The organism is Hymenobacter sp. HD11105, assembly GCF_054051685.1.
Map to the genome: position 1 here is coordinate 912,465 of NZ_JBSWBR010000002.1, position 23,745 is coordinate 936,209.

Here is a 23,745-nt window from a genome sequence, read left to right on the forward strand (position 1 = left end):
GTCATGCAGAGCACAGCGAAGTATCTCGCGTGTTTAGTGAGGTTAGTACTCTCTCGTCAGCACGCGAGATGCTTCGCTTCCGCTCTGCATGACGGGTTAGTTGAATATACTAGCATTACAACATTTGTATGCTAGGTGCGCCACATACTCTGCCTGACGTTCTGCTGTTTTGCTTAACATTGTCAGTCAGTACGTTCCACTTCGATCCAACCCACCATCCCACCGTCCAACATGAAAAAACTCTATTCAAACCTGCTCTTGCTGGTACTGCTTCTGCCGCTATGGGTGGCTGCGCAAACACCGGCTATCCAACGCATAAACCCCACCAACTGGTGGGTAGGCATGAAAGAGCCCAAGCTTCAACTGCTCGTGTATGGCCCCAATGCCGGAACGTTGACTTACAGTGTCAATTATCCAGGCGTTAAGCTTCTGAAAACCAACACCGTTGAGAACCCAAACTACGCGTTTCTGGACCTGACTATTGCGAGTAGCGCCAAGCCCGGCACGGTGCAGATCATCGGCAAAAAAGGCCCCCAGACCGTCACGCAAGCGTGGGAACTAAAGGCCCGTGACAACTCGCCGAAAGGCCAAGGCGTCACGCAGGCCGACTTTATCTACTTGGCTATGCCCGACCGCTTCGCCAACGGCGACCCGAGCAACGACAAGTTTGCCGACATGCGCGACCCAAACCATGACAGGAGCAACGGCTTCCTGCGTCACGGCGGTGACTTGGTCGGTGCTACTCAGCGCCTGCCGTATCTCAAAGACTTAGGTGTCACGGCGGTGTGGTTTACGCCCGTCATCGAAAACAATCAGCCTTTGACCAATGAGGGCGGCACTATGCGCGCTTCTTACCACGGCTACGGCTTCACCGATCATTACAATGTAGACCGCCGCCTGGGGGGCAATTCAGCTTACAAAGACTTCGTCGAAAAAGCCCACGCGGCCGGTATGAAGGTGGTGCAAGATGCTGTCTACAACCACATTGGCAATATGCACTGGTTTATTGAGGATCTGCCGATGAAAAGCTGGCTGCACCAGTGGCCGAGCTATACCAACACCTCTTACCGCCAGCAGCCCATCACCGACCCGTACTCTTCCCAGATTGACCGCAAGGTGACGCTCGATGGCTGGTTTGTACCCTTCCTGCCCGACCTGAACCAAGAGAACCCCTACGTAGCTAACTTCCTGATTCAGCACGCTATCTGGTCGGTTGAGAACTTTGGGGTAGATGCGTGGCGCATTGACACGTACATGTATAACGATCAACCGTTTATGAACCGCTGCAACGCGGCTCTGCTCGCCGAATACCCGCGCATTCACATCTTCGGGGAGTCATCGGTGAATAACGTAGTGGATCAGGCCTACTACGTGCGCAACAACATCGATTTCAAGTTCAAATCGAACCAGCCTGGCGCACTCGACTTCGTGCTGGAAGGCGCCATGGTTGATGGCTTGAAGCACGACGGTAGCCCTCAGCGTATGTACGAAGCGCTGGCGCAAGACGCAGTGTTTCAGGATCCAACCAAGTTTGTCACATTCCTCGACAACCATGACCACGACCGGTTCCTGTCTGTAGTGGGTGAGGATTATGATAAGTACAAGATGGGCCTGACCTGGCTGCTGACTACCCGCGGCATCCCGTCGATGTACTACGGCACCGAGATTCTGATGAAGAACCTTAAAAATCCAACCGACGCCGAAGTCCGCAAAGACTTCCCCGGCGGTTGGCCGGGCGACAAGCAGGATAAATTCACGGCTGCCGGTCGCACGGCCAAGGAAAACGAAGCCTTCCAATTCGTCCGCACCCTGGCCACCTACCGCCGCGACCACCCCGTGCTACACTCCGGCAAGCTCATGCAGTACTTGCCCCAGGATGGCCTCTACGTGTACTTCCGCTACGACGACAAGGGCACGGTAATGGTCGCTACGAACTCTACCGATAAGCCTATTGCTATGCCCACGGCGCGCTTCTCGGAGCGTATGAGCGGCTTCACCAAAGCGCGTAATGTTCTCACTAACGAGACTTTAGCGAGCGTTGCCACCGTGCAGGTGCCCGCTAAAACCGCTATGGTACTGGAGCTTATGCGTTAATTCCAGCCATCTGTCATCCTTGATCTAGCGTACCGCAAAAAGGACCTTATCGTACCAACACGTTGTAGCAACGACTTATCTGGTGCGCTAAGGTCCTTCTTGCGTAAAGATGACAGCCATTTTAGATGATGTTTGAGTCAGACACAATCTGGCCTTAGCTTGTAAAAAAGCCCCCGGGCCCCTTTTGAAGTTCTTGTAAGGATTAGCGGCACTTTGCCTTAGCCTGTGGTTGTTACTACCCTTGTTTCCTACTTACTAACCCGAAAGGGCCAGCGCCACGGCGCGTTAAGGGCAGCGTTTTATCCGGCTGTTTACCTTTCAACTACCGCTTAGCTAGCGTATTTTTACAGAATGTTATTTGCCCCCCAAACCTATTCGCCGACCTTAGAATCTGCTCGGCAAGTCCTAAAGCAATACTACGGTTATGACGCGTTTCGCCCTATGCAGGAAGAGATTATCTCTTCTATTCTAAGTGGGCGCGATACGGTGGTGCTAATGCCGACCGGGGGTGGTAAGTCAGTTTGCTTTCAGGTGCCGGCCGTGGTGTGCGAGGGCGTGTGCGTGGTCGTGTCACCGCTGATTGCTTTGATGAAAGACCAGGTGGAAGCGCTAAAGGCGAACGGTATTGCGGCGGCAGGCATCAATAGCAGCATCGGGCAAAGCGAGCAGAATAACATCGGGGCGGCTTGTATGAGCGGCTACCTCAAGCTGCTGTACGTCAGCCCCGAGAAGCTGCTCTCACCAGGTTTTCTACAGTTTTTGCAGCGCCTCAAAATCAGCATGTTTGCCATCGATGAGGCGCACTGTATCTCGTCCTGGGGCCACGATTTCCGGCCGGAATACACCCAGCTGCGCCTCCTACGGGAGCAATTTCCGCAGGTGCCCATCATCGCCCTTACTGCTACTGCTGACCGCCTCACGCAGCGCGACATTCAGCAACAATTACGCCTGAGTGAACCCCAGGTATTCACGGCCAGCTTCGACCGACCTAACCTCAACCTCATCGTGCGCCCCGGCCAAGACCGCGTGGGGGGCATTTTGGAGTTTCTGGACCGCCACCCTGACCAGCCGGGCATTATTTATTGCCTATCGCGCAAGCAGTGCGAAACACTCTCGCAAAAGCTGATAGCTAAAGGGTACCGGGCCGGCCACTACCACGCTGGCATGACGCCCAACCAGCGCTCAGCGGTGCAGGAAGGCTTTTTGAAGGATGACTTACAGGTGATTATTGCTACCATCGCCTTCGGCATGGGCATCGATAAAAGCAATGTGCGCTGGGTGATTCACTATAATCTGCCCAAAAACATCGAAGGCTACTACCAGGAAATTGGTCGCGCCGGCCGCGACGGCACCGATGCCACGGCTCTGCTTTTCTACAGCTTCAGCGACGTGATGAGTTTGCGGGAGATGCTTACCAAGGATAACCCTAATCTTACCCAACTCAATCTTACAAAGCTGGAGCGCATGCAGCAGTTTGCTGAAGCTGCCAGCTGCCGCCGTAAAATACTGCTCAACTACTTCGGTGAGGTGTTAGCTACTGATTGCGGCAACTGCGACATCTGCCGCAATCCGCCCACCACTTTCGACGGCACGCTTATCGCTCAAAAAGCTTTGTCAGCGGTAGTCAGGATGCGGGAGCGGGCCAGTATTGGCTTGCTCATCGATGTGCTGCGTGGTATGCGCAATCAGGCCGTGCTGTCTGGCGGCTACGACCAGATAAAAACCTACGGTGCCGGCGCCGATTTGGCTTACCTGGATTGGTACAGCTACGTGCACCAAATGCTCAACGACGGCTTACTCTACATTGCCTACGAGGAAGGCTACGCGCTGAAAATCACAGAGCTAGGTAAAGAAGTGCTGCAAGGCCAGCGTCAGTTGCCGCTCAAGCAATTTAAGCCCGCTGAGAAGGCAGAAAAGCCTACTAAAGCAAGTCGTAAAGCTGCTCAGGCGGCTACCAAGCCCGCCGATGCTACGGCCAAGTTGTATGAGCGCCTGCGGCAGTTGCGCAAGCGTATTGCTGATGAGCAGAACGTGCCGCCTTACGTTGTCTTCACAGATGCTACGCTGGAGGAAATGGCCGCCGAAAAGCCGGTTTCAAGGGTGGCTATGCTGGCTATTTCGGGCGTGGGCATGAAGAAGTTTGAGACTTATGGTGAGGCCTTTATCAAGGAAATTCTGGAGTACGGGGGCGGAGGGGCACCCGAGGCAAGCAGTGCCGTTTATCCGAATGCTGACCTGAGTGAAGTCCTAGAAATGCCCTCTACGCCTGCTCCACGCAAGCGCGAAGTAGGTGACACGCACGAAACTACCTTCCAACTGCACCGGGTAGGCCTGAGCGTCGAGGCTATTGCCGAGCGCCGCAGTCTGAGTACGGGCACCGTGCGTGCTCACATTGAAACTCTGTATGCCAAAGGCTATCAGATTCGCTTGGAGGAGTTTCTGACGATGGATGAGTTTGCCGAAATTCAAACCGCCCGTGATCAGCTCGGCGGCGAGCCGTTGCTGCGTGACTTATTCGACCACCTGCGCGAAAAACATGATTACTTCAAACTGCGCCTGGCCGTACATTATCAAAAGCGGCTGCGGGAAGCGTAATTCATACAAAGCCCCCCGCAGTAATTGTGGGGGGCTTTTTTGTGGGTGCTGAGTTGGGTCATCTAGAGAAGAAATGGGGGGAACATGGGTTTCATTCCTTCACTGACAATCTGTAAACTTTCAAAAAAATAATAGCTAATTGAATTAGTAAAGCTGCTTGCTTGTTGCTAATTTCACGAGCCGGTAATGTTTTGATGTCGAAGCCTTTCCCGCCTCTTTTTAGCGATGATCAACACGAACTTAAAATTCTGGCGCCGTGAGCTGGGCCTCACCCAGGCGCAAATGGCCGAGAAGCTAAGCATAAAACGCTCATTGGTAGGTGCCTACGAGGAAGGCCGCGCCGAACCCAAGCTCACGACCCTCGTGAACATGGCTCGTCTGTTCGGCATCACGCTGGACGCGCTGGTAACCACTGACTTTAGCAAAAAGAGCGTGGCTAAGGCCGCTCTGCGCCAACTCGAGCCTTCTCTGCAAACGCCTGAGCCGCCCCGCCCCGCCGATCGTCTGCGCGTACTGGCGCTTACCGTTGACAAAGAACAGAACGAAAACATTGAACTGGTGCCCTTAAAGGCCAGTGCCGGTTATCTCAATGGCTACGCTGATGCTGAGTTCATTGAGGAATTGCCGAAGTTCCGCTTGCCCATGCTGGGCTCTGGTGGTACTTACCGCGCCTTTGAGATTGAAGGTGACTCTATGTTGCCTATCGCCTCGGGTACCGTCATCGTGGGTCGCTACGTAGACGACTGGCTGACGTTGAAAGACGGCACGCCCTGCGTGGTAGTAAGCGCCAAGGAAGGCATCGTGTTTAAGCGCGTGTTCAACCGCCTCAAGCAAGGCGCCATGCTGACGTTGCACTCCGACAACCCCGTGTACTCGCCCTACGAGATTGACGTGGAGGATGTGCTCGAAATCTGGGAAGCTAAAGCCTACATCAGCAGCACGTTCCCCATTGCCGACCTCTCGCTCAACCGTCTGGCCAGCATTGTGTTGGATTTGCAGCAGCAGATGACCACGTTGAAGAAAGCATAAAGGCGACACTTTCAATTGTCGTTAGTACAGTAAAAGGCACGAATCCATTGGGTTCGTGCCTCTTGCTGTTTGCGGGTAGGCGTTAGCCTAGGCGGGTTGAAACAAGGTTATTGCTTCTGGCAATTCTGTTTTTAATGTTTTAGGGCGTCGTGGCTACAGTAGCGCTAGCTTAGTTTCCCGTAGTAAAGTAGGTCTACAAGCTCGCCGGAGGTTGTTTTGTAGTCGCGGCGCAGGGTTCCTTCTAATTCGAAGCCAGCCTTCTCCGCCACTCGCCTCGCTGACATATTGCTCAGATGAGTGCGCAGAAACAGCTTCTTGAAGCCGTATACTTGAAAGCAGTGATCACAAAACAGACAGAACGCTTTGGTGGTAAGACCCTGACCCTCATAATCTGCGTCGATGTAGCAGCCCAGCTCCGATTTTGGGATGTTCCAATCAATGTTTTTGAGGTCCAGGAAGCCGGCAATCTGGTTGTTTGCTGTGTCGATAATCAGATAGGGGAAGTAGATCCGGGCAGCGGCACGCTGGGTGATATCTGCCACGAAGGCTCGAGTGTCGTCTAGGGTTTTTGTTCTGGAAACAGTGCCCGTAAAGAAGTTTTCCAGCCGCGGCCGATTCTTCCGTACCAGTTGAAAAAAGGCCCCCAAATCTGCCGGCGTGAGCAGCCTAATTGTGTAGTGGTCAAAATGTATCATTTGGATCGGCTCATTAAATGAAATTGGCAGTGCCAATGCATTTTGATTCTTGCATTAGAATTCCCGTTGCTCCCATGCCTAAGAGACATTAGCTCAACTCAATTCCGCGCTCATTTTTGATTCAAAATAGCTAAGCAGCAGGAGTGGGGCGCCAGCGAAATGACTGCGGATCGATAGCACGCATGGTGCACAGGATGCCGTTTAAGTGGTCATATTCGTGTTGCAGCAGCTCCGAGATGCCATCCTGCACGGTCCAGGTTTGGGGCTGCCAGTGCTCATCGCGGTAGCGCACCGTTACCTGCTGATGGCGGCGCACGCGCACCAGTAGATTAGGGAAGCTCATGCAGTCGTCCCAGAGCTCGAAAGTGGCCTCACTTAAGTCTACCAGCTCGGGGTTGAGTAGGACGTGGGGCTGGCCGTCGAGGTGCAGGTAGACCAAGCGCTTCATCACCCCAATCTGCGGGGCAGCAATACCGCGGCCAAAATGATAAGTTGCTCTGATGTCGGCCATTACGGAGTGCAGATCGGCAACCCACTCAGCTACCAGCGGCAGCTCTTCCTGGAGCACGGGCGCGCACTGCTCATAAAGGCGCGGGTCACCCAGCAGCACAATATCGGCTATGGTTTTCATGGCCCTAATAAAAGCATTAGTTGTCTTTCCTGAACTATTGGCCGTAGGTCGCCGCTGGGGGGGACTTTATCAGCATAAAGCCCCCCAGCGGCAGTCTACAGCCGTAGAGTTAACTTACCTGTGCTGCCTCGCGTATGCCGATGTATTGGTCTACAACCCAACATAGCTCCCTATGCTTAAATACATTCCTGCCACCGAACGCCACCACGCCGCACCTGTACAGTGGCTGAGCAGCTACTTCCTGTTCTCCTTCGCCGATTATTACGACAAGGATAACATGCAGTTTGGCCCCTTGCGCGTGTTCAATGATGATACAATTGCCCCCCAGTCGGGTTTTCCGCAGCATCCGCACTCCGAAATGGAGATAGTGACGCTAGTACTCGATGGTGAAGTAACCCACGAGGATACGATGGGCAATAAGGCCGTCATCAAAAAAGGGGAGGTGCAGCGCATGACGGCTGGCACGGGCTTAGCCCACGCGGAGCGCAACGAGACCGATAAGGATTTGCGAATCTATCAGTTGTGGTTTTTGTCGAATCAGAAAGGGTTGAGCCCCAGTTACGAGCAGAAAGATATTGACTTCCTCGACACCAAAAACGAGCTGATTCCGCTGGTGTCGGGGCAAAAGGTGCTGGAAGATGTGGTATACATGAACTCCAATTCTACCATCTACTGGTCTAATCTTAAAGCTGAAAAGACGATTACCTTCAAGACATTCCCTATTCGAAATACTTTCATTTACGTGCGGGAGGGCATTATTTACGTCAATGGCTCCGAAATCGGGCCCAGCGACCAGGCCCGCCTGACCGATGAGCACGTGGTCGAGATTAGAGCCGAAAAAGATGCGCAGTTCATCTTGATCGACTTGCCAGCGAATGAGGCTAATTATTAAGCTTTAAACTCCCTGATTCCTAAGCCGGACTACTAAGTAGTCCGGCTTTTTTTTGGCCAAAATAGAGCTGCTACCGGCCCCCTTGAGCAGAACAAGGGAAGGGTTTCTTCAAGCGCTACAGCAACATAGAGACCCATAAAAAAGTAAAACCCTTGATTTTGCTGGCTTAATCTTCAGGATAGAGCGCCATGAGAAGGCTGAAAACAAACAGGTGGGTAGTGGTCGCAACGTTGCTGATGTGCTTGCTTCTCTTGGCCTTCGAAAATCGACTTGCCAGCTCTAAAAAAGCATCTGCTCCACCCACAACGAATGATGCCGATCGGTCGCTGGCGGTGCTTACTAATCTTATCGTACCCCAAAAACCAGTTACTATGCAACTCCCTCACCACCCGCTTCGCTCCGAAGCCGACTTGGATATATTGATGCGCGAAATAGGGGATAAGCGCGTGGTTTTGCTAGGCGAAGCCTCACACGGCACTGCTGAGTACTACAACTGGCGGGCCGCCCTTTCCAAGCGTTTAATTCAAGAAAAAGGGTTCGACTTTATTGCCGTGGAAGGCGAATGGGCCGACTCGTACCGTGTAAATACCTTTATCAAAGGCCCCCAGCAAGACAACGCCGCGGCCGTGCAGCTGCTGCGCCACTACAACCGCTGGCCCACATGGATGTGGGGCAACTACGAAGTAGCCTCATTAGTAACGTGGCTGAATAGTTACAACCAACAGCCCACTGGGGGGCAAAAAGTTGGGTTCTACGGCTTAGATGTGTACTGCTTGTGGGAAGCGCTGGAGGACATAATGCCTTATCTGAAGGACACCAACGATGAGGTGCTGAAAGCGGCCCAGCGTGCCCACCGCTGCTTCCAGCCCTACACCGACGATGCCCAAGCCTATGCATTGGCCGTGGCCCGCGCCTCCGACAACTGCCGCACCGAAACCAACCGCCTCTGGCGGCACATGCAGGAACTCACCAATGAGGGCGTGCCTCAGAGCGAGGAGCTTTTTGTGGCCCAGCAGCACGCTCTGGTGGCACTAAACGGCGAGCGGTACTACCGCGCCATGGTAAGCGACAATTCCGAATCCTGGAACATCCGCGACCGGCACATGGCCCAAACCTTGGACCGCCTGCTTCAGCTGCACGGCTCCGGCAGCAAGGCCATCATCTGGGAGCACAACACCCACGTGGGCGACGCCCGCTACACCGATATGGCGCATCGCGGCGAGGTAAACGTGGGTCAGCTGGCGCGTAAGGCGTACGGCGAAGAAAACGTGTTTATCGTGGGGTTTGGCTCCTATGAAGGCTCCGTTATCGCGGCTTCACGCTGGGGCGCGCCTATTCAAAAGATGAAGGTGCCCCCCGCTCAGGATGGTAGCTGGGAGCAAATTCTGCACTCCGACGGTGGTACCGATAAGCTGCTGCTGTCCAGAGAGCTGCGCGATAATAAGCGCTTAAAGCGCTCCATTGGTCACCGCGCTATTGGCGTAGTTTATAACCCGAGCATGGAGCGCTACGGCAACTATGTGCCCTCCATTATTCCGCAGCGCTATGACGCCTTCCTCTTCATCGACCAAACCCAAGCCCTAAACCCGCTGGAAACACCCGTGAAAGGCAACGAGCCGCCAGATTTGTATCCTTGGGGAACATGAGGTAGGTCAAGAGTTTGCTAGGTTGAATCCGGCTTATATTTAAGGCTTCAGCCTCTGGTTGCTAGCGGTGTGCCCCTTTGGGGGGCATTTTGTGGCCCATTTGGCGCAAAAAATATACGCGTTAATGGGCCGCTTCTCTTATATCACCCGCGCCGTCTGGTTGCTCTCGCTCATCAGCCTCTTCACCGATCTGGCTAGTGAGATGCTTTACCCGATTATGCCGCTTTACTTGCAGTCAATCGGGTTTTCGGTATTCTTCATTGGGTTGTTGGAAGGCGTAGCCGAAGCCACAGCGGGCCTCAGCAAAGGCTATTTCGGGCAATGGTCCGATCGACTGGGCCGACGGGTGCCATTTGTGCAGTGGGGCTACGGACTCAGCGCCATCTCCAAACCCATGTTGGCTATCCTCGCCACGCCAGTTTGGGTGCTGCTCGCCCGCACTATTGATAGGCTGGGTAAAGGCTTGCGGACCGGGGCTCGCGACGCTCTCTTGTCTGACGAAACCACGCCGGAAAACAAAGGGAAGGTCTTTGGTTTTCATCGGTCGATGGATACGCTGGGGGCCGTTTTCGGTCCTGCCGTCGCGCTGGTTTGGCTGGCCGCGCGACCCGGCGAGTTTAGCCCGTTATTCCTAATTGCTTTTTTGCCTGGTTTGCTGGCCATCGGTATTGCCTTTTTGCTCAAAGAGCGGCAAGCCATACCCTCAAATCGTCCGATTCAACCGTTCTGGGCCTCATTCGGCTACTGGCGAGTAGCTTCGCCATCATACCGGCAAGTGGTGGGCGCCTTGGTGCTTTTCGCCTTATTCAACAGTTCTGATGCCTTTCTTTTATTGCTCGCCCGCCAACGTGGCCTGTCCGATGCAACGGTGGTGGGCCTTTACATCTGGTACAATGCCGTGTACGTGCTGAGCGCCTGGCCCCTCGGCCACCTCGCCGATAAGGTGGGCCCGCGCCGGCTGTTAGTAGCTGGTTTGCTGCTCTTTGCAGTAGTGTACGGCGGCGTAGCGTTAGCGCACACCACTTGGGCTTTCGCTGCTATGTTTGGCCTGTATGGTATGTATGCCGCCGCCACGGAAGGTGTTGGAAAAGCCTGGGTAAGCAACCTCTGCCTCAAAGCCGATACCGGGGCGGCGCTGGGTACCTTCTCCGGACTCAGCAGCCTGGCCGCGTTAGGTGCCAGCGTTGGCGCTGGCCTGCTGTGGCAGTGGGGCGGGCCAAGCCTTACGTTCGGAGTTACAGCCGTTGTGGCCCTCGGAGTAGCCAGTTATTTAGCTGCAGTACGACTTCGGGCCTAGGCTACCTAAACAACACAAAGCTCAGTTATTCGACAGACTTTATCTTAGCTAGGATTTATTGCTTGATGTTATAAGTGAGTGATATAAGCAATTGGATGAATGTGTGTTGAAAGCGAGAAAATAAAGTAGCGGTGGATACAAAAAGTAGCGAGGAGCTTGGGGGCTTTTTGGCCACTTACCCCAAACTCCTCGCTACTTTACTCGATCAAGGCGGAGCCTACATCGTGTACTTCCGTCCTTTGTTTTGCTCTTTCAAATAAGCCATCAGCGGCTGAAAGTAATCAACCATGGCGCGGGCCGATAGGTCTTCGCCGGTCTTCTCTTTCAGCACGGTGCGCCAGTCTTTGCTGGCACCCGGCGCCATAATGTCGCGCAGGAAAGTGCCTACTTCCTTGCTGCCATAGTAGTTGGTAGCGTGCGGGTCCTGGTTCAGGATTTTCTTCGCGATGTGGTCGTGAAGCTGGAACAGAATGACGTAGGAAAGGGCATAGTCGTAGTACTGCGCTGGGTCGTCGTTGATGTGGGTTTTGGTGGCCGGGTCGAGGAAGTTTTCCCCGCGCGTAGTAGGCGGGGTGATGCCCTGGTACTTTTTCACCAACTCCCACCATTTCGCGTTTAGCTGGTCGGGGGGCAAATTCTCGGCGTAGAAGCTGTTTTCCCACTCACTCATCACGCCCGAAGCAAAGGGCAGGAAGGTCACGTAGTTGAGCGCCTCTTTAAGCAAAGTCTGAGTCTGATCGGTTTTAGCATTGGCCGGCACCAAGTCCAAGCCTACTAGGAAAGGCTTCTGAGTAGCGGCCAAGCCCATCAGGCTACCCATGGCCTCGTGGTAGGCACGGTTAGCGCCACTACGCAGCAACACCGGCACCTCGGGGTTCGTGTAGCTCATGTAGTAGTAGATGTGGCCTAGCTCGTGGTGAGTTGTTTCGTACCACTCCGTGTTCGGCTCCACGCTCATCAGGCTGCGCACATCGTTTTCGAGGTCCATGTGCCAGGCCGAAGCGTGGTTGTTCTTCTTGTAGTTGGCGTTGGCGGGCAGCGGGTACAGGCTGCTCTTCTCATAAAAGCTGGGGGGCAAAGCGGCGAAGCCCAGGCTCTGATAGAAGCGCTCGGCTTGCTTTACCTGCCACTCAGCGCCTTTTTTGGCAAGAGCTGCGTCCAAGTTTACGCCTTTTACATCTACCATGGCACTCCAGTCCTGGCCCCAGCGGTTGGGCAGCCAGTGCGCGGGCAAATAGTCGGGCACTTGTTTCTGGCCGTATTTTTTGGCCAGCTCGTAGCGGGCGTAGGTGTGCAGTTCGCGGTAGAGCGGGCGCAACTCCTCATTGAGTTGACGCACGAGTTGCATCATTTCTTCCCGCGTAAGGCCATAATCAGAAGCCTGATACGTGAAGTAGTCGGGGTAGCCGAGCGCCTTCACCGTTTCGTTGCGCAGGCCGCGCAGGTTGAGCAAGCCTTCTTTCAGCGTAGGCCCAATGGCTTTGCTGGCTTCCCAAGCGGCTTGGCGCTTGGCGGGGTTCTTCTCTTTACGTAGAACCTCGTCGATATCATTGGTCGTCACTGACTTGCCCTGATACTTGTAGTCGAAGCCGTAGAGTTTTTCTACCTGCGCCGTTTCGGCCTTGATGCGGCGCGTAACCACATCGGCGATGGTTTGGGGTGAGTTGGCCGCGTTATAAAGCGCCGCCTGCAACTGCTTCACTTGCAACTCACTCAGCTCCGACTTATGCTCCAGCAACTCCCGTAAGCGGGTGATATTCTGGGTGCTGCCCGTGAAAGCAGCCAAAGCCTGATTGGCGCGAGCGGTAGCAGCAGCATTGGTCGTGTCACCGGCTACGATGTGGGTGTTCGAGCGCCACTCAGCCTCAGCCGATTGGGTGTAAAGGCGTTGGTATTGAGTTGAATACTGTTGCAAAAATGCGTCAGCCTGGGCGCGCCAGTCGGGGGCGGCAGGCTGGGTAGCTGCGGTCGTTTCGGTGGTTGTATTGGCCGTTGGGGGTGTTTTGGCAGTAGGCGCGCACGACCACATGGCGCTACCTAGAGCAACGCCAGCCATACCGGTTAACAGTGTTTTTTTCATGAAGAGTAGAATAGGGCAGAAGTCAGCCGAGGCTGGGGGTGGAGATTTGCCCTAAAAATAACAACTTCGGTTGCAAGTACTTGGAATTGGATCGCTAGCCTTACTTAAAGCCGCAAAATGAGTGGCTATGGGTCTTAATCGGTATCTAAACCGTGGCCTTTTCCTGCAGCAAGTGGCAATCCTTATACTTCTTGCCGCTGCCACAAGGGCATGGGTCGTTGCGACCAAACTTACGTCGGCTGCGCAGCGTTTTAAGCCACTCGCGCGGATCGACGGCAAAGCGTAGGAAGCGCTTCTTGGGGTTCTGGCGCAGGGCGCGGGTAAGCAGCTGGTACAGCTCGGGGTGATTCTCTTGCAGTTTCTCGGGCTTCTCAAAAAAGTACTCCGTCACGACGGCAAAGAACTCGGCCTCGTTGGTGCCGGCGTAGGAGTTTATATCAGATTTACCGTCGCGGATGGCTTCGATTTCACGCTGCATAACCTCGGCCCAGGGCTGAAGCAATTCGGGGGGCAAAGCCAGGGAGGGCACGCCATCAATAACGCCATCGGCCTGGTCGAGCAAGTGAGCAAACTCGTGAATACCGACGTTTTGCTTGTCTAGAGAATCCTTAAAGCCCTGCTCCAAGGATGACTTAGAAAGGTGCATGTAATGAGAGGTTTGAAAATTGCGCACACTACCCAGAAGCTGTCCTTGCAAAGGCGTCATTTCCTTGTTCGGATCGCGGGTTTCCCGCCAGGCATCGGGCACAATTAGTACCTCACTCAGGTTGCCATATTCCCACTCCGGAAACCCAAAAACGGGAATAATAGCGGAGGCTGCAACGAGTACACGCGTGGTGTCGTCTACCTCCGTTTGAACGCCGGTGATGAGGGTTTTGGCCAGAAAAACCTGCACAGCCTTCTCAAACCGTAGCTTCTCGTTTTTGGTCAGCGACAAATAAAACGCCACGCGCTCCATAAGAATACGGCGCCATTCCACCGGGAAATCTTCGGCTAACGCCTCGGCCCGCACGCGTGAATCGCGGGTGAGGTAGCGGTAAAAAAGAAAGACAAGGCCGCCAATAATGGCCAAGAAAATAGCGTAGCTCATGAGGGAATCAGCAAAGAAACAGGCCTCATGTACGGGATAGCTAGCTTGGTAGCTGAGCTGAGGGGTAAATTTTACCGCTAAAGGCTGTGAACAGTAGGTTCCCGCAGATTTTCGCAGAGGAAAAGCGCCGAGGTCCGCAGTGTTCCGTTGGATGCTATAGGTGCGGCAAGTGCGGTACTAGCCGCTCCCGCAGCAATGCCAGAAGCGCGGGGTCCTGAAACTGGTAGTCGTCGGGGATACGCAGGCATATAACGCTTTTGCCGGCGAGCTGGGGGGCAAATTTGGCGCGCAGACGGTCGGTGTGGCGGCGCTCCATCACAAAAATAACATCAGCCCAACCCAAATGCCCGGCCGTGACGCGCACTCTAGCGCCCGGCTCCGTGCCCGCTGAGCGGACTTCGTAGTGCGGATGCCCATCAAATAAGCGCTCTGCGGTGAGGCTGCGCCAGCGGTTTTGGCTGCAGATAAAAAGAAGTTGACGGGGCATATAAGGCTTTCCCAATAGGAACTGGTAGAAACACAAAGCCGCGCCAACCGAAGGTCAGCGCGGCTTTGTCAGAGTCTAAAATTACATCACGACCGACACCCGAATCTTACGACCCTTGATCTTAGCACCGGTCACGCGCTGGGCTACATCCTGGGCGTGTTGACGCGGCACCGCCACGTAGCTGTAGTGGTCAAAGACCTCGATGTGCCCGACCGATTCGCGCTCCAGGCCGCCGTGGGCCATAAATGTACCCACCAAGTCATGAGCACTCACCTTGTCCTTACGACCGGCCGAAACGTGTAGGGTCACATTTTCGGGGCGTGGAGCTTTGGGCGCAGCGGGCGGCAGGGCCGGAGCGTGCATGGTTTTCCACTGAATCTTTTCAGCGACGGGCCATTTCTGCACGTGGTTTTGCTCGTGGGGCGTAGCCAAGATGTGGGCCGTGCCAATAGCACCCGCGCGGGCCGTGCGGCCGGCACGGTGCTGAAAGGAGTCAGCTTTGTCGGGAGCATCGTATTGGATAACGGTGTCGAGAGCCGTTACGTCGAGTCCGCGGGCGGCGACGTCGGTAGCTACTAGAGCTTGGGCCGAGCCGTTGCGCAGCTTCATCAAGGCTTTGTCGCGCTCGGGCTGGGGCATTTTGCCGTGCAATACTTCGGCGGCTACGCCCCGACCAACCAGGAAACGAGCCAGCTCTACGCACCGGTCGCGGGTGTTGCAGAAGATCAACGCCCGGCCAGTCTCAGGCTGATGCAGTAGGTGCAGCAAGGCGGCCGGCTTCTTTTCAATAGGACCAACCTGACCCAGCAAGGTCAGGTTTTCGGGCAGCTCATCCGTGTCCTCACCAGCGTTTACCACGCGGGGACGGGTCAGGTTGGCCCGAATCAGGTTCAACACCTTATCCGACATGGTAGCCGAGAACAGCATGGTCTGGCGGCGGCGGGGCAGGCGCTTGACGATTTCAACCAGCTCATCCTGAAAGCCCAACTCCAGCAGCTTGTCCGCTTCGTCCAGAATCAGGGTTTTGAGTTGGTTAGGAATGATAGTGCGGCGCTCTAAGTGGTCGAGCAAACGGCCAGGCGTGGCGACTACCACGTGAGGCGTCTGCTTTAGTGATGCCGTTTCATCGCGCATGGCGTGGCCACCATAAAAAGCCGTTACGCGCAGATTGGGTAGGTATTTGCCCAGCTTTTTAAGCGCATCACGTACTTGCAAGGCCAGCTCGCGGGCGGGCACCAGCACCAGAATCTGCATCGTATCCTGGGTGACGTCAATATGCTGGAGCACGGAAAGGCCGTAGGCAGCCGTTTTGCCCGAGCCGGTGGGCGCTTGGCCCGCTACATCTTGGCCAGCTAGGGCCATTGGGATAACCTCCGTTTGCACGGGCGTGGGAGCGGTAAAGTTGAGCTCTTCCAGGGCTTGGAGCAGCGGGGGCGCGAGGCCGAGGTCGGAAAAAGTAGTCATAAGAAGCACAAAGGAATACTGCAAAGGTAGGCAGCTAGGCGGCAGCAGCCGCAACCCTTTCCACTCGTCCCCGTACCTGCGCTCCGTACCTTTACGCCATAATGGGTAAAATACTTGAACAAAAAAGCCCCCCAGAGGCTTCTGTAGACCATTGAACTGCTTAGGAGAAATTCATTTCGACGCATTTCTCCCGCTCTTTTAGAGCCCCGAATTTACCCGAGCAGATTGAAGAACGACATTGTGTTAACCCAAAACAGACTCCAACAACCCACCGCCGCGCTTGCCACCGAACCTGCCCCGCTCACTAGCGGCCTAGTGTGGCTCATGGCCATCACCTGCGGATTGGTGGTAGCTAATATTTACTACAATCAGCCTTTGTTGGTGGAAATCGGCCGCACCTACCAGCTGTCGGATAGCCGGGTGAGCTGGATAGCGACCATCACGCAGGTGGGCTATACGCTGGGGCTGCTATTTGCTGTGCCACTGGGCGATAAGGTAGAGCGCAAAGGCTTGATCTTGCTGATGTTGCTGTGCGCGGCCCTTTGTCTGGGCGGCGCGGCGCTGGCTCCTTCGTTCACGGTGCTGGTAGCTGCCAGCCTGTTAATTGGTATTTTTTCGGCGGTCCCACAACTGTTAGTGCCTATGGCCGCCTCTCTGGCCACCGATGCCGAGCGAGGCAAGGTGGTGGGCAAGGTAATGAGCGGACTCCTCATCGGAATTCTGCTTTCGCGTACCCTCAGCGGCTACGTAGGAGCCCATTTTGGCTGGCGCACTATGTTTGGCGGCGGCGCCCTGATGATGGTGGTGCTGGTGGCCGTGCTGGCGCTCCGTTTGCCGCGTAATCAGCCCTCTTTTCAAGGCACTTACGGAAGCCTCATGCGGTCCTTGCTCACCCTCACCCGGGACTTGCCCACGCTGCGCCGCTCCTCGCTAGTTGGGGCTTGTATGTTTGGGGGGCTAACCGTGTTCTGGACCACGCTCGTGTTTTTCTTGGAGGGCGCTCCGTATTTCTATAAGAGCGACGTAGTAGGTTTTTTCGGAGTTATTGGGGCCTGTGGTGCCTTAGCCGCACCCTTGGCGGGCAAACTATCCGATAAGCGCGGCTCCGATTATGCCCTGAGTATGGGGATTGTGGTCGCGCTGGGCGCTTACTTGATTATGGGCGTTACGGGCGTGTATCTGGCGGGGCTCGTTATCGGCGTAGTGCTGCTGGATGTGGGGCAGCAGGTAACGCACATTTCCAACCAGTCGCGCATCTTTTCCTTGTTGCCCGAGGCTCGCAGCCGCCTCAATACCGTGTACATGACCAGCTCATTTATCGGCGGGTCGGTGGGGTCGCTGGCGGGGGGCTTTGCGTGGGCGCATTGGCAGTGGCCAGGAGTATGCACTATGGGCCTGCTGTTTGTGGTTGCCGCTTTCCTGATCAATCGGTTTTATGGTCGTGGTGGGTAGTAGCGGGCATTTACCATTTACTATTTCTCAGACCGTCTTCGCTGATATCAACCAAGCGGTAGCGCACGGCTAATTTTTTGGGCCGAATATCCATACCAACATAGTGTGCATAGACCTTCGTAAAGCAGGCCCCGAAGTAGAAGATCATTGCCGAGTAAAACACGAACAACAGCACCAGCACAATGCTGGAGGCGGGTCCATAGATGGGACCTAAGTTGTGGGGCACCAGCACGTAGCCCAGCAGAATTTTGCCGATGTTGATACAGACGGCCGTCAATAATGCCCCCCGAAACACCGCTCGCCACGGAACGTGGGCGCTACTCAGGTTGCGAAATGTGATGGCAAACCAGCCGGACAGGATAAGTAGGGATGTAAGAAAGCTCAAGCTCCGAAATAAGTAGAAGCCAAAAGTGGCATCGAAGTCACGGGTGTAGTCAGCCAGAAAGGCTAGAGCCGCATCCGTCATAAAAGCCAGCAGGGTAAGCGCCGCCGTGGCCAGCAGTACGCCCAACGAGCGGATACGGGCGTGCAATACCTTGTGAAAGCGCCCTTCGGTGCGTTGAGGCCTAATTTGCCAAAGCTGATTCAGCGAGTTCTGAATGACAACGAACAGGGTGGTGGATACGAAGAGCAAGAACCCGGAGCCCAGCCACGTCATCAGGCGGCTGCGCTCGATGTTGCCCACATTTTGCAAAATCTGCTCCACCAAACCCGCCGCCGGGTAGCCAAGCAGCTCCGAGAGCTTGTGCAAGAGCATTCCGCGCACAGTGGAGGCCGAATAAATGCTCCCCAGCACCTGAATGAGGATTATCAGGATAGGAGGCAGGGCAAACGTGGTGAAAAAAGCCGTGGCCGCACCCAGCCGTAAAGGGTCGTTGGCGCCAAACTCCCGGGCAGCGCGCCGGAGCAGGACAAAAAAATCGGTCCAGACTTTATGCCGGGGCTGACCCGGCTCGCGTACTTTTGTCATGAGGCTCGCGTACTACCTTGGGCGCGTGGCCGTTTGGTGCGAGCAACTAAGATAGCGTCTCGCTACTTTATTCTGTTTTCCTTGTAGCCCAAACTTCCCGCTGTTTTGCCCATTCCACCGCCTCAGCCATCTGCTATGCCGCCCCGTGCCAGCTGGATGCGCCGCCGGGTGCTCGCGCCACTGCTGGGCTTGCTGCAACAAGGGCTATCACCGACTCAGCTGGCCCTCACTATTGCTTTGGGAGTAGTATTTGGGCTGATTCCAATTCTGGGCGTTACTACGCTCTTGGCCACTTTTACGGCCGTGCGACTGCGGCTTAACGTAGCGGCCATGCTACTCATTAGTCATCTGATGAGCCCAGTGCAGCTGCTATTGCTCATTCCGCTGCTCCAGCTTGGGGCCCAGTTAGTTGGTGATGGCACCGACACGCAACTAACCTTGGCGCAACTACAGCACCTTATCAGCCACGACTGGATGGCAGCGGCCAGCCTACTGTGGCGGGCCAGTCTGGGGGGCTTTTTGCTGTGGTTGGTAGGGTCGCTGGTTCTGGTGCCGGGCCTGTTTTATGGGTTACGCCCCGTGTTTACGAGGGTAGCCCGGCGGCAGGCAAAGTAGCCCTTGCGGGCTACTCGCTGCGCTTGTATATAGGCTCAGTTTGATAAAAATAGTGGCTCAGCGGCTCCCCCGAATCGGGGCTCACCAGCACGATGTCTACAAACTGGTGACTCGCGTCGAGGTGGTGTTGAATAACGGCGCCTATTTCTTGTAGAAAAGCTGTGTCTTCGCCTTCTACATCAAAGCCTAGCAGCAAACGAGGCGGCTCCTGGCTGTCGGGTAGCTGCATCTGAGCCAGATAAATGGCCCTAATCAATGGCTGACCGGCCGCGTAGGTGCTCAACGACTCTGCCAAAGCCGCAGGGAACTCGGCTGGCTGACCTAGTAGCACCTGCGTTTCAGGGGCAATCTGGTGAGGGGCCGCCTCGAAAAGCTGACCTGATAATAGCTCGGCCAGCTCGTTGGCCATCAGTAGTTTGCCGAGGCTGGAAAAAGGATTTAGGGCACAGTCAGCGCCTTGCACCATTTGAAATAAGTCGAAGCCCGACAAGCGCAGATAAGGTACTTCATCCTTCACTACGCTGCTATCATAAATGCGGTCTGGAGCCGTAAAAACCGGAATTTTGCCGTCGTGCAACACTTGGAGCTGCACTTCCATATTCTGGGTAACGGGAATCTCGCCAGGCGCTTGCCCTTCCTTGGGCTGGGTCAGCACATATACATCTTCCTGGAGAAGGGCACGGTAGAAATCGGGACGGCCGTCGGCGTCGGCAGCGGCGCGTAACAGCATTTCCTCAAGCCGGTTGAGGGGCTCAAAAGCAGGCATGGGGGGCGGCGGGGGTGGTAATACCGGAGCAGGCGGCGGGGGCGCCACGGGCGAGGTAAAATTAGCCCCTTTATAGCGCGGCCCCGAAGCGGGTGGGTTGCTGCTAGGCGCGGGGGCCGGTGGAGCCGGAGTATCGGTAGGTTGTTTTTTAGGTTTTAGAAAGTCGAACAGACCCATAATGCTACAGTAATTTGAGTTGGCAAGCTAAGGAGGATTAACGAAGAAAAGCGTGAAAAAAACGACGGTAATCCTCAGCTAGAGGAATAGGCTGCTTGGTATAAAAGCTGTCAAACAGTTAGTTGTGAAGGTTTTGCTGCTCTGATAAAGTAGCTGAGTGTTTATTCTAATTGTGGCCAACTAATGAGCCAACGGTTATTGCCCGTCGCTGCCGCTGCAACTATGCAGTTGGTCCATCACCTCCCGAATAGTGAAGGGCTCCCCCTTATTACCCCACGAGGTTTGCACAAAGTTCAGCAGGTTAGTTATTTCTGAATCGGTTAGGTCTTCCTTGTGGCCGGGCATCACCTGGTTGAAAGTTATGCCATTGACGACCATGGGCCCCTTCACCCCATGGCGCACCAAGCAAGCTAGACTTTCACGGTTTTTGGCTAAATAGTCGGCGCCGGCCAGGGGCGGGATGAGGCGCTGTAGGCCCTGACCCTGGTCGCCGTGGCAATTGGAGCAATGCGCGGCATAAAGGCGGGCACCGCTGTTCTGACGTTCTGTAAAGCAGCCAGCTGCTAGCACGCCAGCCGCCAAAATGCCCCCCAGGCGCAAGCAACTTGCCATGCGCCACCTCATAGCGCCGCCTGTGAGCCGTTTTTAGCTTCGGCTTCTTCTTTCAAAAGCACCGGTAAGTCTTCGATCAACCGATTCACCTCGTCGGGGTTCATGCCATCGTACACGCCTCGAATGCGGCGCTGGGAGTCAATGAGGGTAAAAGCGCCGCTGTGGGCGAAGCCACCTTCCACCTTCGAGTCCTTTTGGGCCGAAACATAATAGGCGCGCGCTAGGCTAAAAATGGTATCATGAGAGGCCGTGGCGAAGTGCCAGCGGCTCGCGTTTTTCACTCCTAGGCGCTCGGCGTAATCGCGCAGTACGGCTACCGAGTCATGCTCAGGGTCAATGGTATGAGAGAGAAACAGCACCTGCGGGTTGTCTTTGAACTTGTCGTACACGCGCAGCATCTCGCTCTGCATTTTGGGGCAGATGCTAGGGCAAGTCGCAAAGAAGAAGTCGGCCACGTACACCTTGTTTTTGAAGGTGTCGTTGGTGATGGTGGCGCTGTCTTGGTTGGTAAGCGTAAAGGTCGGAATAGTAGCAAAAACGGTATCGGCTGGGCCACCATCAGGGCGAGGTACTACCTGGCGCTCACCCATGAAGGGCAGGCGGTCGGTCGAGCTGGCGTTGTCGGGTTGGCTTTGGCAAGCCGCGAGCAGGAGTAAGGCGCTGCTGGCGAGCAGTAAGCTTGCCTGCCGAAAGCGGGTTTGAAAGGAAAACATCATTTGGAGGAAGTGTTAGATGGCGTGCCTACTTGGCGGTTGAGTACAGCCTTAGCTGAATCGATGCTGCCTCGCATCAGGCGTCCCACGGAATCTATTTTATGCTCCTGAGTGGCAAAATAGGCCATAACCTGCTCGTGGGCAATGGTATCAGCGGGCCGGCGATACTGGTGCATCCAGCCCATCATGGCTGCATCAGCACGCAGCAAGGAGTTGCGCCGACGCCCGGCTTCCACCGTATCTAGGGAGGCCGTGCGCTGCAACTGCTGACGCAGAGAATAAAGCTGATCCATTTGAGCCATTAGCTCATCGTGCTTGGCCATCACAGCCTTTTCTGCCGTTTCGGCCTGTTGCTCCTCGCTTTGCAGCGACAAGCAGGAGGGTAGAAGAAAGATGGCCAGCAAACAGGCGAATAGGGGAAAGCGGGAGTATTTCACGGGGCAAAAGTACAGCACGAATGCTTGAGCAGCGCTCAATTATGCTATTAACAACTCAACCCCAAAAAGCTCTCCTTCAATTACCACCAGTTTTGCCCCCCATACTGCCACAGCCACGCAAGAGCAGTCCACAGGCCCCACGTTATCAACCCAAAGATGGCTAACATAACCACAAATACAATGGCTATCAGGCCCTTGCCGGAGCCTTGGTACTTACCCTCGGCGTAGTGGGCGCGCAGCAGGCGTACGTTACGCTCATTGGCTTTATAGGCGAAGTCGAAAATATTGCCCAGGATAGGAATCGCGCCTATAATGGTGTCGAGCAGGATATTAATAGCCATACGGACAACTACGCTGCCGCTGGCCCCGTGGCGCATCATGGTCAGGAGCAGAGCGCCCGACACGGCCATGCTGGTCAGGTCGCCGACTACCGGGAGCAGGCCCAGGATAGGATCGAGGCCGAAGCGAAAGCGCGTGCCGGGCAGTGTAAACTGGCTGTCCATGAGGCGCGCCACCGAAACCACCCAACGCAGGCGCTCGTCGGTTTCGAGGGGGGAAGCAACGGGGCGGGGGGGCATTTTGGTTGGCATGGTGATGCTTTTTTGCTTTAAACGAGGAAAAGGGTAGAAAGGACTACCGCAGGTTACGAACCCCAGAAAACGCTCTTTTCATTCGTCAGATTAAGCCTAGTCCGATAAAACGAATCTTCATAATCAGCACTTGGTCAGCTAAATAATCAACAAAATTTTCACTGCCTAAAATTCATCTTATGGCAGGCTAAGTCTCGTTAATCTTTAGTTGGCTACCTCTTACCACCTTACTAAGAATAACGCTATGCAAACGCGCACATTGGGCCGCAGCGGCCTACAAGTTTCTGCTTTGGGTTTGGGCTGCATGGGCATGTCTGACTTTTACGGCCAACGCGACGACGAGCAAAGTGTCCGTACTATCCATCGGGCTCTGGATCTGGGCATTAACTTTTTTGACACGGCCGATATGTACGGGCCGTATCTGAATGAGGAGCTGGTGGGGCGAGCCCTGCACGAGCGGCGCCATGAGGCCGTAATTGCCACTAAATTTGGAATCATGCGCGACCCCAACGACCCCAGCAAGCGGGGCATCAATGGGCGGCCCGAATATGTGCGCCAAGCCTGTGAGGGTAGTCTGCGTCGCCTGAGCACCGACCACATCGACCTATACTATCAGCATCGTGTCGACCCCAATACGCCTATTGAGGAAACCGTGGGCGCCATGGCCGAATTAGTACAAGAAGGAAAAGTGCGGTTTCTGGGCTTATCGGAAGCCTCCGCCGATACGTTGCGTCGGGCAAGTGCTGTGCACCCCATTGCTGCGCTGCAAAGTGAGTATTCGCTCTGGAGCCGGGACCCCGAAGACGGCATACTCGCCGCCTGCCGCGAGCTGGGGATTAGCTTAGTGGCCTATAGCCCCCTTGGGCGCGGCTTCCTGACGGGTCAAATTCAGCGCTTCGAGGATTTGGATGAGGACGATTACCGGCGGAATACGCCTCGCTTTCAGGGTGAAAATTTTCAGCGTAATCTGGATGTGGTAGCCCGTATAAAAGAGCTAGCCACCCATAAAAATTGTACGCCTGGGCAGCTAGCGCTGGCTTGGGTATTGGCCCAGGGCGAAGATATTGTGCCTATTCCCGGCACTAAGCGCATCGAGTACCTGGAAGAAAATGTGGGTGCGCTCAATATACAATTGTCGAGCGAAGAGCTAGCCCACATTGATGAAATTGCTCCCCGAAGCGCTGTTGCTGGAATGCGTTATCCAGAGGCAATGATGGGTAGTGTAAATGGCTGATTCGTAATAATTAGCCTGGTAACCTCTTATGTGAGACTTTAATAGCGATTGTGCGCTTAACTCCGCAAGTACTTGCGGAGGGCACGCACCATCATGTACACCAAGTACAAGCCTCCAGCCAGTATTCCTAGCAGAAACAGCTGCCATAATATCATCCCTTGTCCAGGCTCAATTAAGAG

At 55.0% G+C, this 23,745-nt stretch carries 21 protein-coding genes; 9 read left to right on the forward strand and 12 right to left on the reverse strand.

Translation table 11 applies throughout. The features are described 5' to 3' along the window. Nucleotides 1-231 precede the first annotated feature (231 nt). The 3 genes from ACW9KT_RS10015 to ACW9KT_RS10025 all read left to right on the forward strand — a co-directional run bounded on the left by ACW9KT_RS10015 (nt 232) and on the right by ACW9KT_RS10025 (nt 5,718). A complete protein-coding gene (locus ACW9KT_RS10015) occupies nt 232-2,094 on the forward strand; it encodes an alpha-amylase family glycosyl hydrolase (RefSeq protein WP_457079879.1) in 1,863 nt (620 codons plus the stop codon). A gap of 351 nt (nt 2,095-2,445) precedes the next feature. Continuing rightward, nucleotides 2,446-4,689, forward strand: coding sequence for a DNA helicase RecQ (gene recQ, locus ACW9KT_RS10020; protein WP_457079881.1), 2,244 nt, complete (start codon nt 2,446-2,448; stop codon nt 4,687-4,689). 225 nt (nt 4,690-4,914) lie between these two features. Beyond that, nucleotides 4,915-5,718, forward strand: coding sequence for a helix-turn-helix domain-containing protein (locus ACW9KT_RS10025; protein ID WP_457079883.1), 804 nt, complete (start codon nt 4,915-4,917; stop codon nt 5,716-5,718). 164 nt (nt 5,719-5,882) lie between these two features. Here ACW9KT_RS10025 and ACW9KT_RS10030 read toward each other — a convergent pair whose 3' ends face one another. Both ACW9KT_RS10030 and ACW9KT_RS10035 read right to left on the reverse strand, forming a co-directional pair. Further along, nucleotides 5,883-6,413, reverse strand: a complete 531-nt coding sequence (locus ACW9KT_RS10030; RefSeq protein ID WP_457079885.1) for a GNAT family N-acetyltransferase — start codon at nt 6,411-6,413, stop codon at nt 5,883-5,885. 130 nt (nt 6,414-6,543) lie between these two features. After that, on the reverse strand, nt 6,544-7,044 hold the full coding sequence (locus ACW9KT_RS10035) for a peptide deformylase (protein WP_457079887.1): 501 nt from the start codon (nt 7,042-7,044) through the stop codon (nt 6,544-6,546). 172 nt (nt 7,045-7,216) lie between these two features. Between ACW9KT_RS10035 and ACW9KT_RS10040 the strand changes: the two genes are divergently transcribed. The 3 genes from ACW9KT_RS10040 to ACW9KT_RS10050 all read left to right on the forward strand — a co-directional run bounded on the left by ACW9KT_RS10040 (nt 7,217) and on the right by ACW9KT_RS10050 (nt 10,879). Then, a complete protein-coding gene (locus ACW9KT_RS10040) occupies nt 7,217-7,936 on the forward strand; it encodes a pirin family protein (protein ID WP_457079889.1) in 720 nt (239 codons plus the stop codon). 371 nt (nt 7,937-8,307) lie between these two features. Further along, nucleotides 8,308-9,582, forward strand: coding sequence for an erythromycin esterase family protein (locus tag ACW9KT_RS10045; RefSeq protein WP_457079891.1), 1,275 nt, complete (start codon nt 8,308-8,310; stop codon nt 9,580-9,582). Nucleotides 9,583-9,706: 124 nt separating this feature from the next. Continuing rightward, entirely contained in the window at nt 9,707-10,879 is a 1,173-nt protein-coding gene (locus ACW9KT_RS10050) for an MFS transporter (protein ID WP_457079893.1), read from the forward strand. A 217-nt stretch (nt 10,880-11,096) separates the two neighbouring features. Here ACW9KT_RS10050 and ACW9KT_RS10055 read toward each other — a convergent pair whose 3' ends face one another. The 4 genes from ACW9KT_RS10055 to ACW9KT_RS10070 form a co-directional block, all read right to left on the reverse strand. Then, entirely contained in the window at nt 11,097-12,959 is a 1,863-nt protein-coding gene (locus ACW9KT_RS10055; protein WP_457079895.1) for a M2 family metallopeptidase, read from the reverse strand. 145 nt (nt 12,960-13,104) lie between these two features. Then, nucleotides 13,105-14,049, reverse strand: a complete 945-nt coding sequence (locus ACW9KT_RS10060) for a zinc-dependent peptidase (RefSeq protein ID WP_457079897.1) — start codon at nt 14,047-14,049, stop codon at nt 13,105-13,107. Between the two features lie 154 nt (nt 14,050-14,203). Then, complete coding sequence (locus tag ACW9KT_RS10065) at nt 14,204-14,536, reverse strand: low molecular weight protein tyrosine phosphatase family protein (protein WP_457079899.1); 333 nt, start codon at nt 14,534-14,536, stop codon at nt 14,204-14,206. Nucleotides 14,537-14,617: 81 nt separating this feature from the next. Next, nucleotides 14,618-16,000, reverse strand: coding sequence for a DEAD/DEAH box helicase (locus tag ACW9KT_RS10070; RefSeq protein WP_457079901.1), 1,383 nt, complete (start codon nt 15,998-16,000; stop codon nt 14,618-14,620). Nucleotides 16,001-16,225: 225 nt separating this feature from the next. Between ACW9KT_RS10070 and ACW9KT_RS10075 the strand changes: the two genes are divergently transcribed. After that, nucleotides 16,226-17,452, forward strand: coding sequence for an MFS transporter (locus ACW9KT_RS10075; protein WP_457079903.1), 1,227 nt, complete (start codon nt 16,226-16,228; stop codon nt 17,450-17,452). 10 nt (nt 17,453-17,462) lie between these two features. Here ACW9KT_RS10075 and ACW9KT_RS10080 read toward each other — a convergent pair whose 3' ends face one another. Further along, nucleotides 17,463-18,422: a YihY/virulence factor BrkB family protein gene (locus ACW9KT_RS10080; protein ID WP_457079905.1), complete on the reverse strand. Its 960-nt coding sequence runs from the start codon at nt 18,420-18,422 to the stop codon at nt 17,463-17,465. Nucleotides 18,423-18,557: 135 nt separating this feature from the next. Between ACW9KT_RS10080 and ACW9KT_RS10085 the strand changes: the two genes are divergently transcribed. Further along, a complete protein-coding gene (locus tag ACW9KT_RS10085; protein ID WP_457079907.1) occupies nt 18,558-19,037 on the forward strand; it encodes a DUF2062 domain-containing protein in 480 nt (159 codons plus the stop codon). Between the two features lie 10 nt (nt 19,038-19,047). Here the strand turns inward: ACW9KT_RS10085 and ACW9KT_RS10090 are convergent, their stop codons facing one another. The 5 genes from ACW9KT_RS10090 to ACW9KT_RS10110 all read right to left on the reverse strand — a co-directional run bounded on the left by ACW9KT_RS10090 (nt 19,048) and on the right by ACW9KT_RS10110 (nt 22,320). Beyond that, complete coding sequence (locus tag ACW9KT_RS10090; protein WP_457079909.1) at nt 19,048-19,980, reverse strand: enhanced serine sensitivity protein SseB C-terminal domain-containing protein; 933 nt, start codon at nt 19,978-19,980, stop codon at nt 19,048-19,050. 195 nt (nt 19,981-20,175) lie between these two features. Continuing rightward, a complete protein-coding gene (locus ACW9KT_RS10095) occupies nt 20,176-20,592 on the reverse strand; it encodes a c-type cytochrome (protein WP_457079911.1) in 417 nt (138 codons plus the stop codon). Nucleotides 20,593-20,600: 8 nt separating this feature from the next. Then, the gene (locus ACW9KT_RS10100) at nt 20,601-21,308 is read right to left on the reverse strand and encodes an SCO family protein (RefSeq protein ID WP_457079913.1); all 708 of its coding nucleotides are present in this window, start codon (nt 21,306-21,308) and stop codon (nt 20,601-20,603) included. After that, nucleotides 21,305-21,742, reverse strand: a complete 438-nt coding sequence (locus ACW9KT_RS10105; RefSeq protein ID WP_457079915.1) for a hypothetical protein — start codon at nt 21,740-21,742, stop codon at nt 21,305-21,307. The genes ACW9KT_RS10100 and ACW9KT_RS10105 overlap by 4 nt, the downstream gene beginning before the upstream one ends. An 80-nt stretch (nt 21,743-21,822) precedes the next feature. After that, the gene (locus ACW9KT_RS10110; RefSeq protein ID WP_457079917.1) at nt 21,823-22,320 is read right to left on the reverse strand and encodes a DUF4112 domain-containing protein; all 498 of its coding nucleotides are present in this window, start codon (nt 22,318-22,320) and stop codon (nt 21,823-21,825) included. 256 nt (nt 22,321-22,576) lie between these two features. On the opposite strand from ACW9KT_RS10110, the gene ACW9KT_RS10115 reads away from it, so the two are divergent. Continuing rightward, complete coding sequence (locus tag ACW9KT_RS10115) at nt 22,577-23,566, forward strand: aldo/keto reductase (protein WP_457079919.1); 990 nt, start codon at nt 22,577-22,579, stop codon at nt 23,564-23,566. The last annotated feature ends 179 nt before the right edge of the window (nt 23,567-23,745 follow it).